We start from the raw sequence: 12,513 nt of genomic DNA, 5'->3' as shown, positions 1-12,513 counted from the left end.
CCCCGGTTAGCCCCATGTACCGACATTTCCTGAAGCGAATCCTGGACCTGCTGGCCGCCCTGGCCGGGTTGGTCCTGCTCTCCCCCCTCCTGTTGGTGGTGGGGCTGCTCCTCACCATGGCCAATGGGGGTACGCCGTTTTTTACCCAGGAACGCCCCGGGAAACACGGCCGACTGTTCCGCATCCTGAAATTCAAAACCATGCGGGATTTTGATCCCCATCGGGATACGGATGTACACAGCCCCAACCGCATTACCCCCGTAGGCGCTTTTGTGCGCAGATATTCCCTGGATGAACTCCTGCAACTGGTCAATGTCCTGAAAGGCGATATGAGCCTGGTGGGCCCTCGGCCCTTACTGCCCGAATACCTGCCCCTGTACAATTCCACCCAGGAAAAACGCCACCGGGTGCGCCCCGGAATCACAGGTTGGGCCCAGGTAAACGGGCGCAACGCGATCAGCTGGGAGGAGAAGTTTGCCTACGACGTCTGGTACGTGGAAAACCTGGGCTTTTTATTGGATTTGAAGATATTAATCAGGACCTTCATCAAGGTCTTCCGCAAGGAAGACGTGAACCAGAGCGGGAACACCATTATGCCGGTATGGCAGGGCAACCCCACCGATTAAATTCCCCCATTAGAACATGAAAAAGATACGTATTTACGGTGCCGGAGGGCACTCCCAGGTGATCCGGCAGGTGTTGGAACTCCAGGGGATGGTGGTCTCCGAAACCTTCGACGACAAGCCCCAGGGCGCACACCATGCCTACTCCGAATCCGCCATTGCCGGTGGGGTGCGGGAGCGCCTGGCAGATTTTCCCCACAGCGGGGACCCGGTCATTATCGCCATTGGCAACAATGCGGAGCGGGCCGAAATTGCCGCGGTGCTGCAAAGCGAATTTGCCCTGGCCGTACACCCGACCGCCATCATTGCCGCTAGCGCCCAGATTGGCGAAGGGACCGTGGTGTTTGCCGGGGCTATTGTACAACCCAATTCCCGCATTGGCCGACATGTGATCATCAATACGGGGGCGAGTGTGGACCACGACAATATCATCGGGGATTACGCCCATATTTCCCCCAAGGCAGCCCTGTGCGGGCATGTGGAAGTAGGCGAAGGCAGCCATGTGGGTGTGGGGGCCGTGGTGATCCCCAAGGTGAAGATCGGCAAGTGGTGTAAAATCGGGGCCGGGGCCGTCATAATCCGCGACGTGCCGGATTACAGTACCGTAGTAGGCAACCCGGGGCGGATTATCAAAACCGAAAAACCTACCGATTAGGTAATATATTTTGGGAAAAACGGATAAAAATTTGAGGGTATACGGGGCCGGGGGGCACTCCCGCGTTATCCAGGATGTGGCCGCCCTGCTGGGGTATACCATTACCGTCTACTTTGACGACGACCCCGGGGTAGCCCATCCGTCCGAGGGGCAGGTACGCCCGGGCATCCGCCTGGAGCCCGAGGCCTTCCCGCACGCCGGGGACGAGATCATCATCGGGGTGGGCGACAATGCCATCCGGGCAGAATTGTCCCGCCTGATCCGCGGCCATTATGCCACCCTGATCCACCCCGGAGCCGTGGTGAGCCCTACCGCCCATATCGGGGAAGGCACTGTAGTTTACGCCGGGGGTAAAATCCAGCCCAATACCCGCCTGGGGCGCCATGTGATCATCAATACCGGCGCCAGCGTAGACCATGATAATAGGATCGGGGATTATGTCCACATCTCCCCCGGAGCCGCCCTGACCGGCCATGTGGAAGTGGGCGAAGGCACCCACGTTGGGGCCGCAGCCCTTGTGCTGCCCAAGGTGCGCATCGGCAAATGGTGTGTGATCGGGGCAGGTACCGTGGTTTTGAAAGATGTGCCGGACTACGCCGTAGTGGTAGGCAACCCGGGGAAAATAATTCGATATCAAAATGGGGAATAAACCAACACCAAACCAACAGTATCACCTGGCTTTTATAGGGTCGGGTATCTCCAGTTCTTTTACCCTCCTCCAACTCCTGCAAAAACTGGAAGGGCAACCTACCGGGCTTCCCATGGGAATCCTGGTGCTGGACCAATACCCGGAATTCATTACCGGCATCCCCTATGGCGAGCGTTCCGGCGCCGCTGTCCTGCTTATAACCAGCCTGCGGGATTTCCTGCCCGAACCTGAACGCAGCCGCTTTACCGCCTGGCTATCCGAAAACAAAGCGCCCCTGCTGGAACAGTTCCGAAAGGAAGGGGGCACACGTTCCCGGAACTGGCTGGAAAAACACCAGGAGGAGATTGATGCGAACCAGTGGGAAGATATTTTCCTGCCCCGCATGTTTTTTGGGCAGTACCTAAAGGCGCAACTGGAAAGCCAGTTGGAACGAGCCAAAACCCAGGGCACAGCCACGGTGCGTTTTGTGCAGGGGGAAGTTAACCGGCTCTCCCGACAGGGCGATACCTGGGCCCTGGCCACCACCGAAGGCATCGGGTATACCGCAGACCAGGTGGTCCTGGGGATCGGGTCCATGCCCAACCGCCTGCTCTGGGGGCAGCACCGGTGGGAAGAAAAATCCGGGTTGCTCTTCCTGAACGACCTGTATTACAAAGGCCTGGGAGCAGCCCTGGAGCAGGTGGCCGCCTTTGCCAAAACCAAAGGCTCCCCTTTGAACATTGCCGTGATCGGGGCCAATGCCAGTGCCCTGGAGGTGATCTACCGCCTGAACGACATGGAAGGCCTGCGGGACTGCTATGGCCATTTTTACATCCTCTCCACCTATGGGCTGTTGCCGGATGCCCGCCCGGACCAGGAAAAACTCAAGTCCTATAAGACGGTCAACCTGGAGCGCCTGAAAGCCAAAGCCAAAATCTCGGCAAGGGAGATCTACCAGGCGGCCAACCAGGACCTGGACCGGGCCGCAGCCATAGACCTGGGGGCCCGCAGCACCGTTGGGGTGGTCTCCCAGGCCGTGGGCGAACTACTGGGCAGGCTGGACGAACTGGAACTTGCTGAATTTGCCTGCCGCTACGGCAATGAAATTGGCCGCCGCCAACGCTGCGCCGGGGAGCATTACGTAGAAACCCTGGAGGCCCTGCAGGCCGAAAACCGCCTGGAGCATATTGCCGGGCGTTTTCAGGATATGGTACGGGACCCGGAAACCGGGCAGTGGCACCTGCATTACACTGATACCCCTTCCGGGAATGACAAGATGCTGGATCGGCCTGTGACCCTGGTTATTAATTGTGCCGGGGCCATGGACCTGTACTCCCGGGAGGCGCCGGAACTGGTGCACAACCTTATGGATCAGGAACTGGCCGTACCGAACGCCTCCCGTATTGGCTTTGAGGTAAACGACCGCCTGGAGACCTCGCCCAACCTTCATGTGGTGGGCCCGTTGCTGGGGGGTAACGTTATTCAGGGCAACGCGGTATGGCACGTAGAGCATTGCGGCCGGATTATCTGGCTGTCCGGGATGCTGGCCCAAGTTTTGGCAGAACCCTGGGCGCACCGGGATACCCTGGAATCCCTGAGCCTGGAGGTACTTGAAATCGGCACCGAAGAAGAAGCCCGGGAAACCTACACCCAATTGCTGGATGCGCATTGGGATGCCAACCCCTATGCCTGTTTACCCTATATGTTCCACCACCACCAGGACCAGAACCGGTTGGTGGCCTTCCAATTCCTGGACAGGGGCGGGCAAACCCAGGTGATGATGCCCATGATCATCCGGCCCATCCTTGAGGCGGCTGAAGGCGGACCCTGGTTTGATGCCATTTCCCCTTACGGCTACAGCGGGCCGCTCATCCGGGAGGGGGCCCCGGATTACCTGGTTGCGGCATTCTGGCAGCGGGTAGATCACTGGTACCGGCAACAGGGCGTGGTCTCGGAATTCATCCGGTTTAACCTGTACGGCAACCACCGGCAATACTCGGGCAGCCTGAAGCCCACCCTGAAGAATATATACGGGAAAATCCTCCCGGACCAGGAAGAACAGTGGGAGCATTTTGTACCCAAGGTGCGCAACAATTACCGAAAGGCGCAGCAGGCCGGACTTACCTTCCACATCGCACAAGGGGCCGAAATCGGGGAAGGCCTGATCCGAACCTTCCACAACCTGTATACGGATACCATGGACCGGAACCACGCCTCTACCATGTATTTCTTTTCCCTGGCGTTCTTTAAACACCTGGTGTATTACCGCCCGGAAAAATTTGCCATTGCCTGGGTGGAAAAGGATGGCTTTACGTGTTCCATGGAATTACTAATCCTGCAAAACCAAAATGTACATGCCTTCCTGGGCGGGACCTACAGCGATTATTTCCAGTACCGCCCCAACGATTTCCTGCGGGTGGAACTGCTGAAATGGGCTTCCGCGGCCGGCTTCCAGCACTATGTGCTGGGTGGTGGCCGGCACAATGACGACGGCCTGTACCGCCACAAAAAATCCATGTTCCCCCGGGACCCGGATGTAATGTTCTATACGGGGCGGAAAATCCTGATGCACGATATATACCGGGAACTGACCCAAATCCATATTCAGGAGCTGGAGGTGGAATTTGAAGCCCTGGATGCCAATTATTTCCCGAGATACCGGGTATGACTTTTGTAAAACTTTGGTTGCCCTAACCCCCGGAACAAACGCCTTTGAACGAAAAACTCCGCCATATTGAAGATCCCGGCCAATGGAGGGAAACCCTGAAAAGGTTCCCCCAGGCGGATACCTACCATTGCGTGGCGTACCACCAGGCCAATACCCGCCCGGGAGACCGGCCGGTGCTATTGCATTATGCCCATGCCCGGGGCGAAGTGGCCCTACCCCTGGTGTTGCAGCCCATCCCGAAATCCACCTATTGGGATGCGCGCACCGTTTACGGATATGGAGGCCCCCTGGCCATCGGGCAGCCATGTCCGGACCGGGGTTTTCAGCAAGTCCTGGCAGCCTTTATGCAAGAGTTTAGGGCAGTGAGCATCTTTGCCAGGCTCCACCCCTTTCTGCCCGCCCAGGAAACCCTGCTGGCAGGCCTGGGCGAGATCCGGAATAAAGGGGAAGTAGTCTACCTGGACCTGCAGGCCAGGGAGGCCGAGATCCGGGGGCAGTTCCAGGCCCGCAACCGTTCCCAGATTAACCACTATCGAAAACTCAGTAGGGTGGTGCATCGTACGGATGCCGAAGCCCCGGCCCTGTTCAAGGAAATCTACGACGAAACCATGGCCCGCGTAGGGGCCCGACGGGAATATTTTTTCCCCCTCGAATACTACCGTCAGTTACTGGCGGCTCGGGATTTTAGGGCTGATTTCCTGTTTGCCGAAACCCGGGATACCGGCGAGGCTATAGGAGCTGCCATTTTGTTGCGAAAGCACCCCTATGCGCATTATCATTTATCCGGGACCCGGGAAGCCGGACTGGCCCTCTCCCCTTCCCGTCTGCTGATTGACCACATGTGGCGCCTGGCCAAAAAAGAAGGCCAGCACCTGCTAAACCTGGGAGGCGGTTTGGGTGGCCGCAAGGATGGCCTGTACCAATTTAAATCCCATTTTTCCCAGCTTCGGAAGCCCTTTCGGGTTTGGCAGTACATCGCTTTGCCGGAAGTGTACGGGGAACTTACCCAGGGCATGGACCCCCACACGGATTACTTCCCCCTGTACCGGCGGCCCTGAAACCTTTCGATTAAATTCTGAATTCTGATTTACCGCCTCAGGCGCAGGGCTACCCAGGCGCTTAGGGTGTCTGCCAGTATTTCCCGTCCGTGATCGTTCCAGTGCTGGTCGTAAATGAGGGTTACCGGGGTTGCGGAGCCGGCCAGGGCTGGGCCGTAGTCCAGGTAAGCAATGCCTTGTTGACCAAGGATGTGTAAGACTTCCTCCGGGGCGTTCCGGCTATCGAGCAGGAAGGCCGTCTTAGTGGTGTCTACAGGGTACTGCTCCAGCAAGGCCTGCAGGTTTTCCAGGTAGCGGGCCTTTTGGGCCTCCGGGGCCGGGGCCGGGCCGGCAGGGGGCGGGGTGGGCCTTAGGGCAGCCATCCCCTGGGATACGGCATTGCGGGCGGCGCTCATCAGGCCAATGTTCTGGAGGTAGACTACCAGTTTACTCATCTTCAGCAGCCGATACGGGCCCGTTTCCAGCCGTAACCGGTCATAGGAAACCTGGTAGGTGCTGCGCTGGAGATCGTCCGGGAATTTCAGGTAAATCAGGGTGTAATCGATGTTTTGGAAGTCCTCCCTATAGGCCTGCAGCAGGTGGAGCTCATCGGCCAGGTCGTACCCGGCATACCCATATTCGTAAACCTGCACCCCGGGCAGGCGGGCCTCCATCTTCCGGCCAATGGACGCCTGGTAATCCTGGTGGAAGCCTTCGATAAAACTGTCGCCCACCAGGGCGATTTCCAGCGTGTCTGCATCCGGGGTGTATTCCCGGGCGGAGTTGTAGCCGCTGGCATTGATACGGTATTCCGAGAAATTCTGCCGCCGGTTCCCGGTTACGGCATACCCGTGCTGGCCGGGGCGCCATTTTTCCACCTCCCGGGCATCTACAAAACGGGCCGGGGTATCCTTGTACAAATGGAAGATGCGCACCAGGGCCTCCAACACCAGCAGGGTTACTGCGGTAAAGAGGATGAGTTTTTTGGCAAGGTGTAGCAGGGGTCGCATCAGAACTGGAAATAGATAAAGGAACGGTCCGTACCGCTCTGGTAAAACAACAACAGCCCAAAGAGCAGTACAATGGCTACGCTCCAGCGCAGCAGGCGACTCCGGAAGGGAATGGGCCTGCGTTCGTCCCGCCGGATCCCGTATTCATAGGCCACAAAAAACAGCAGCAACACGGCGTAATCCCACATGCGGTAGCCCATAGGGTGGTGGTAGGGCGTCCATTCCCAGCGCGAAAAGATCCCGCCCAGGTAGGCATTGGCTTCGGCCAGGGATGGCGCCCGGAAATAGATCCAGGCCAGGCTCACCAGCAGGAAGGTCAGCAGGGTCTGCCCGACTTCACGAAGCGTGGGCCAGCCGTTGCGCTCCCCGATCACCGAGCCCACAAAACTGCGGTTCTGCCCGCCGATAAACAGGGGCACATACAAACAGGCATGGATGCCGCCCCAAATCAGGAACGTCCAGTTGGCCCCGTGCCAGAACCCGCTTACCAGGAAGATGATAAAAATGTTGCGCAGGGCCTTTCCTTTCCCCAGCCGCGACCCGCCCAGGGGGATGTACAGGTAATCCCGGAACCAGGTGGAGAGCGATATGTGCCAACGGTGCCAGAATTCGGAGATGTTGCGGGAAAAGTAGGGGAAGCGGAAGTTGGACATCAGTTCAATGCCAAAGAGCTTGGCCGTCCCGATGGCAATGTCCGAATACCCGCTGAAATCCCCGTAGATCTGGAAACCGAACAACACGGCGCCCATGAGCAGTACCAGGCCGCCCTGTTCGGTATGGTGGGCAAAAATGTCGTCTACGATCATCCCCAGGGAATCCGCAATGGCTACTTTTTTAAACAGGCCCCAGAGGATCAGCAGCAACCCGTCTACCCATTGCCCATACCGGAGTTTCCGGGGGCTGGCAATCTGGGGCAGCAGCTGGGAGGCCCGCTCTATGGGCCCGGCCACCAGCTGGGGAAAAAAGGACACAAAGGCGGCAAAGGCGATAAAATCCCGGGTGGGCTCCAATTGCCGGCGGTAAACGTCTATGGTATAGGACAGGGTCTGGAAGGTGTAGAAGGAAATCCCGACGGGCAGGATAATATTAAGCGTCCAGGTCTCCCCCAGCGGATACCCGAAGAAGGAAAAGGCGTCTGCAAAGGAATCCACAAAGAAATTGTAATACTTGAAGAATCCCAGCAATCCCAGGTTCACTGCAATGCTGCACCAGAGCAACACTTTGCGGCGGCCGGGGGCCTGGGTGCGACCCAAGAGCAAGCCCACCGTATAATCCACCAGGGTAGAAAAAAGGATCAGGGACAAAAAGCGCCAGTCCCACCAGCCGTAAAAAATATAGCTGGCTACCAGCAGCAGGATGTTCTGGCTGCGGAGGCGGGAAACCCCAAGCCCCCAGTACAGCAGGAAAACCAGGGGAAGGAATGCGAAAAACTCGAAAGAGTTAAACAGCATCCGCTTCCTGTTTGGTTAGTGCCTGGGGTTCCAGGCCGGCAGAAGCCTTGGCCAGCAGGAAATTGCCGATCACCAGGGCGTCCAGGCCTGTAGAATAAAAGCAGCGGACGGCATCCTGTGGGGATTCCACCACGGGTTCTCCCTGGATATTAAAGCTGGTATTGAGTACCACGGGCACCCCGGTTTTCTTCCCGAGCTTCTGGATGACTTCGTAATAGCGGGGATGCAGCTCCTTACGCACCGTCTGCAGGCGGGCGCTGCCGTCTACGTGGGTTACCGCGGGAATCACGTCAATCTTGTCCGGTAGCACATTGCAAACCTTCAGCATAAAAGGGGCTTCCACCGCCAGGTCAAAAAATTCGTCCTTGGCCTCCACAATGGCAGAAGGGGCAAAAGGGCGGTAGGCTTCGCGGAATTTCACCTCGGCATTGATCTTGTCCTTCATGTCCGGGAAAGCCGGGTTGGCCAGGATACTCCGGCTGCCCAGGGCCCGCGGCCCGATTTCCATCTTGCCCTGGAACCAACCGATTATCTTGCCCCGTTCCAGCAATTCTGCTGCGGCCCCGCAGATGTCGTCGTGGTGGGTATATTGCAACTTGGCGCCTTTAAGGACTTTTTCGATCTCCTCATTGGTGTAGGCGGTGCCCACATAGGGGTCCATGTGGACAAAATTCCGTGGCTTCCCGAAAATGCCATTATAGAGGTAGTAGGCGGCCCCGATAGCCGTTCCATTATCTCCGGCGGCGGGCATCACATAGACATCCCTGAACTTGCTTTCGCGCACAATGCGACCATTCATGACACTGTTCAGGGACACCCCCCCGGAAATGACCAGGTACTCGGCCTGGGTTTTAGCATGAAGGATGTCGCAGATTTCCAGCACCCGGTCTTCCAGCACCCGCTGGAAGGCAGCCGCCATGTCCTTGTGGTGCTGCTGAAAGTCCTCCCCGTGTTTGCGGGCCGGGCCAAAGGTCTCGTAGAATTTGGGGGAGAGCCGCTGCCAGTGCATGTTTTGGAAGTTGAAGTAGCTCAGGTCAAAATGCAGGCGGCCGTTGGCGTCTACCCGCACCATGTCACTCACCTGTTCATAAAACGTGGAGGCATTCCCCATGGGGGCCAGGCCCATGGTTTTTCCCTCGTCGTAACTGGTCCGAAATCCGCAGAATTGGGTTACCGCTTCGTAAAACGAGCCCAGGGAATGCGGGAAAAAGGTTTCCCCCAGGCATTTGATTTCATTTTCCTTCCCGTACCCCAACCAGGTGGTGGCCCATTCCCCGGAGCCGTCAATGCCCAGCAGGGCGGCCTCCCGGTACGGGGACACGTAAAAGGACCCCGGGGCATGGCTGTAGTGGTGCGGGATCAGGTGTACCTCGGGGCCGTTGCCTTTCTTTTGGTAGTGGTATTTATACCACCCCCAGAAAGCCTTTTGCTTGTTGTAGGCATGCACGAACTCGTGGTTCACAAAAGTCTTGAAGATGCCCAGCCGGCTGGCCAGGTACCCCAGCTTCTTGCCGAGGTTGTGGGTGGGTTTAATGGAAATGGCAATATGATCGATATCCCCATAGCCTATCCCGGCAATCTTCAGGCAGCGGTCTATGGCCTTTTGCGGGAAAACCCGGGTGTGCTTGTCCCGGTTCAGGCGTTCTTCTTCAATGGCCGCTACTAACTGGCCGTCTACCACGATACAGGCGGTGGAATCGTGGAAATAGTAGTTGAGTCCCAGAATTACCATAAGTCTTTACTTCTTCTTGCGTGTCTCTGTTGTCGGTTTGCAATACTTTCCGGGGGAACGAACCTTAAAGGTACGGGAACGGCCCGTTTTTTACGGGAATTCTTCCGCAAAATACCCAATTTTCCGACAGAATAACCAGCGAAGCTACTGGTGTAATGGACCTTTGGGCCTAATCCCGCATCCGCACTTCCACGCGCCGGTTTTCGGCATGCTCGGGCGCGGTACAGGAAACCCCGTCTGCACAATGGTTCCGGAGCTCGGACTCGCCCCGGGCCACAATGGAAATCCGGGATGCCGCAATTCCCCTTGCCACAAGGGCTTCGGCTACCCTGCTGGCCCGGCGTTCAGATAACCAGAGGTTGTAGGGGTCCGTGCCCCGGGCATCGGTATGCCCGGTTATTTCGAAGTTTATATTGGGGTGGCTTTGCATAAATGCCGCCAGGGCGGCAACCGCCTCCTTGCCTTCCGGACTTAAGTAGGAGGAATTAAAGGCAAAGCGGATGGTGCCCAGGGCGGCCAGGCGGGCTTGCAGTTCCTGCCATTGTTCCGCTTCCTTTCGGGCAGCTTCGGCCAGGGCCTGGCGCGCCGCCTCTTCCTTGCGGGCCAGCTCCTCGGCTACGCGTTGTAAAGCCTCTTCTTCGGCCTGCCGTGCCGCTGCCAGGGAATCCCGCTCCCGGGCCGCTTCAGCCGCCTGAGCTTCGAGCAGGGCTTTTTTGGCCTCCCCTTTCCGGGTGAGCCCCTCTTCCATCCGGAAACGGTATACAACCCCGGCTGCATGCTGCAGGTGGTTGGTGGCGCCTTGTTTAAGGGCCCATTTGCCGGTGCTGTTCAGGTCCAGCCCCCAGCGGTCGGAAAACCAGATACGCGTCCCTACCACCCCATTGAGCGTACTGCGGGAGGTGCTGTTGGCATTGGTAACCCCGGCACCCACCCCTACATAGGGGTCCAAAAAGCCAGTGGGGCCCACCAGGCGGTTCAGGTCATAACTCAGGCGGGTATCTACCGCCCAATAGCTGCTGGATTCGGCAAGTACGGCCCCATCCACCACCTTGCCCTCCCGGTAACGGTTGGCAGAGCCGATGACTTCCAGGCCCAGTCCGCTGCGAAAATACCGGCCCAGGCTTACCCGGGACGGATACGGCTGCAGGTGTACCATATCTGTGGTGGGGAAATCGGCCCGGGCCTTCCAGCTATCGTCCACGGCATTCCAGCCCAGGCCGGCCAGCCAGTAGGATTGCACCAGGCTGTCCGAGGGTTGCAGGGCCAGGGAAGGTTCCTGCCCATAGAGCCATTGAAGGGAAATTAAAATGATGAAAAACGGAAGGGAGGCGCGCGCTTTCATGGCAATAAAGATTGGGAATACCAAAGGTACGCCTCCCTTCTAGCCAGAACTAATTCTTCCGGTAAGTGCCCGGATTAATCGACCTTCAGGCCCGGATAGCCCCCTCAGACCACCATGGCGGCCGCCACCGTCTCGTTAGTGGTGTCGTCTACCAGAATCAGGCTCCCGGTGGTACGGTTCTCGCGGTAATCGTCTACCATAATCGGGCGGGTGGTCCGCAATTTCACCTTGCAGATGTCGTTCATCCCAATTTCAGCATCTTCCTTATTGCGGCTCAGGGTATGGATATCGATTTTATAAACCACCTCCCTGATCATGGCTTTTTGCTGGTTGGTGGTATGCATGAGCGTATACTTGGCCCGCGGGCGGGCGGGTTTGTCGTTCAGCCAGCACAGCATTACCTCCAGGTCCTGGGTGGCTTCCGGCTGGTTGTTGGCGCGAACGATCATATCACCCCGGCTGATGTCAATATCGTCCTCGAGGGTAAGGGAAACGGACTGGGGGGCAAAGGCCTCCTGCAGCGGGCCATCCGGCCCGTCGATACCCTTAATGCGGCTGGTAAACCCGGAAGGGAGCACGCTTACCGTGTCACCGATCCGAAAAACACCGCTGGCCACGCGACCCGCATACCCCCGGTAATCGATAAATTCCTCGCTCTGCGGACGCAGCACAGTTTGTACCGGAAATCGTGCGTCAACCTTATTGATGTCGCTGCTGATGTGCATGGTTTCCAGGGTATGCAACAAGGGGGCACCCTGGTACCATTCCATGTTTTTGGAACGGTTCACCACATTGTCACCTTTTAAGGCACTGATCGGGATAAACCGGATATCCGGGATCAGCATTTTAGAGGCAAACCCTTCAAATTGTTCGACGATCTCCTGGAATACCTGTTCACTGAAATCCACCAGGTCCATCTTGTTTACACAGACAATCACATGGGGGATGTGCAGCAGGGAAGCGATAAAGGCATGCCGTTTGGTCTGTTCGATCACCCCGTGGCGGGCATCCACCAGGATAATGGCCGCATTGGCCGTGGAAGCCCCGGTAACCATGTTCCGGGTGTACTGGATGTGCCCGGGGGTATCGGCAATAATAAATTTCCGCTTGGGGGTGGTAAAATATCGATAGGCCACATCGATGGTAATCCCCTGTTCGCGTTCGTCGCGCAGGCCGTCGGTAAAGAGGGCCAGGTCTACCCCCTCATGCCCCTTTTGCTTACTGGTATGTTCCACGGCTTCCAGCTGGTCCTCAAAGATGGATTTGGAATCGTAGAGCAACCTGCCAATAAGGGTGCTTTTTCCATCATCCACACTTCCGGCCGTTGTAAAACGCAGGAGTTGACTGTTATCCAGTGCCATAATTCT

The 12,513-nt window shown here is 57.5% G+C and carries 10 protein-coding genes; 5 read left to right on the top strand and 5 right to left on the bottom strand.

The window, feature by feature from the left end:
• The first annotated feature begins 14 nt into the window (after window positions 1-14).
• Genes OZ410_RS10380 through OZ410_RS10360 form a run of 5 tightly spaced genes read left to right on the top strand, consistent with a single transcriptional unit; the run spans window position 15 to window position 5,632 of the window.
• Window positions 15-626 (top strand): sugar transferase, encoded by a 612-nt coding sequence (locus OZ410_RS10380; RefSeq protein ID WP_277707894.1) that lies wholly within the window; start codon window positions 15-17, stop codon window positions 624-626.
• 16 nt (window positions 627-642) lie between these two features.
• Window positions 643-1,278, top strand: a complete 636-nt coding sequence (locus tag OZ410_RS10375; RefSeq protein WP_277707893.1) for an acetyltransferase — start codon at window positions 643-645, stop codon at window positions 1,276-1,278.
• A gap of 31 nt (window positions 1,279-1,309) precedes the next feature.
• Window positions 1,310-1,927, top strand: a complete 618-nt coding sequence (locus OZ410_RS10370; protein ID WP_277707892.1) for an acetyltransferase — start codon at window positions 1,310-1,312, stop codon at window positions 1,925-1,927.
• Window positions 1,917-4,574, top strand: a complete 2,658-nt coding sequence (locus OZ410_RS10365; RefSeq protein WP_277707891.1) for a GNAT family N-acetyltransferase — start codon at window positions 1,917-1,919, stop codon at window positions 4,572-4,574. The genes OZ410_RS10370 and OZ410_RS10365 overlap by 11 nt, the downstream gene beginning before the upstream one ends.
• Before the next feature lie 44 nt (window positions 4,575-4,618).
• Entirely contained in the window at window positions 4,619-5,632 is a 1,014-nt protein-coding gene (locus OZ410_RS10360; protein WP_277707890.1) for a GNAT family N-acetyltransferase, read from the top strand.
• A gap of 29 nt (window positions 5,633-5,661) precedes the next feature.
• Here the strand turns inward: OZ410_RS10360 and OZ410_RS10355 are convergent, their stop codons facing one another.
• The 5 genes from OZ410_RS10355 to OZ410_RS10335 all read right to left on the bottom strand — a co-directional run bounded on the left by OZ410_RS10355 (window position 5,662) and on the right by OZ410_RS10335 (window position 12,507).
• Window positions 5,662-6,621 carry a hypothetical protein gene (locus OZ410_RS10355; RefSeq protein WP_277707889.1) on the bottom strand — a complete coding sequence of 320 codons (960 nt, stop codon included), beginning with the start codon at window positions 6,619-6,621 and terminating at the stop codon, window positions 5,662-5,664.
• The gene (locus OZ410_RS10350) at window positions 6,621-8,072 is read right to left on the bottom strand and encodes an MBOAT family O-acyltransferase (RefSeq protein ID WP_277707888.1); all 1,452 of its coding nucleotides are present in this window, start codon (window positions 8,070-8,072) and stop codon (window positions 6,621-6,623) included. The genes OZ410_RS10355 and OZ410_RS10350 overlap by 1 nt, the downstream gene beginning before the upstream one ends.
• Entirely contained in the window at window positions 8,062-9,804 is a 1,743-nt protein-coding gene (locus OZ410_RS10345; RefSeq protein WP_277707887.1) for a carbamoyltransferase family protein, read from the bottom strand. The genes OZ410_RS10350 and OZ410_RS10345 overlap by 11 nt, the downstream gene beginning before the upstream one ends.
• Window positions 9,805-9,973: 169 nt before the next feature.
• Window positions 9,974-11,146 carry an OmpA family protein gene (locus OZ410_RS10340; RefSeq protein ID WP_277707886.1) on the bottom strand — a complete coding sequence of 391 codons (1,173 nt, stop codon included), beginning with the start codon at window positions 11,144-11,146 and terminating at the stop codon, window positions 9,974-9,976.
• A 104-nt stretch (window positions 11,147-11,250) separates the two neighbouring features.
• Window positions 11,251-12,507 (bottom strand): sulfate adenylyltransferase subunit 1, encoded by a 1,257-nt coding sequence (locus OZ410_RS10335; protein ID WP_277707885.1) that lies wholly within the window; start codon window positions 12,505-12,507, stop codon window positions 11,251-11,253.
• Window positions 12,508-12,513 lie beyond the last annotated feature (6 nt).

It is taken from the genome of Robiginitalea aestuariiviva (genome assembly GCF_029537735.1).
In the GTDB taxonomy this organism is placed as follows: Bacteria; Bacteroidota; Bacteroidia; order Flavobacteriales; family Flavobacteriaceae; genus Robiginitalea; species Robiginitalea aestuariiviva.
The sequence above is the reverse complement of the archived record's forward strand: the minus strand, read 5'-3'. Positions and strand labels throughout refer to the sequence as shown.

Bases quoted from the DNA above. Each gene is read 5' to 3' on its own strand.
- OZ410_RS10380 (WP_277707894.1), top strand. From the start codon at position 15: ATGTACCGACATTTCCTGAAGCGAATCCTGGACCTGCTGGCCGCCCTG.
- OZ410_RS10375 (WP_277707893.1), top strand. From the start codon at position 643: ATGAAAAAGATACGTATTTACGGTGCCGGAGGGCACTCCCAGGTGATC.
- OZ410_RS10365 (WP_277707891.1), top strand. From the start codon at position 1,917: ATGGGGAATAAACCAACACCAAACCAACAGTATCACCTGGCTTTTATA.
- OZ410_RS10355 (WP_277707889.1), bottom strand. From the start codon at position 6,621: ATGCGACCCCTGCTACACCTTGCCAAAAAACTCATCCTCTTTACCGCA.
- OZ410_RS10350 (WP_277707888.1), bottom strand. From the start codon at position 8,072: ATGCTGTTTAACTCTTTCGAGTTTTTCGCATTCCTTCCCCTGGTTTTC.
- OZ410_RS10345 (WP_277707887.1), bottom strand. From the start codon at position 9,804: ATGGTAATTCTGGGACTCAACTACTATTTCCACGATTCCACCGCCTGT.
- OZ410_RS10340 (WP_277707886.1), bottom strand. From the start codon at position 11,146: ATGAAAGCGCGCGCCTCCCTTCCGTTTTTCATCATTTTAATTTCCCTT.
- OZ410_RS10335 (WP_277707885.1), bottom strand. From the start codon at position 12,507: ATGGCACTGGATAACAGTCAACTCCTGCGTTTTACAACGGCCGGAAGT.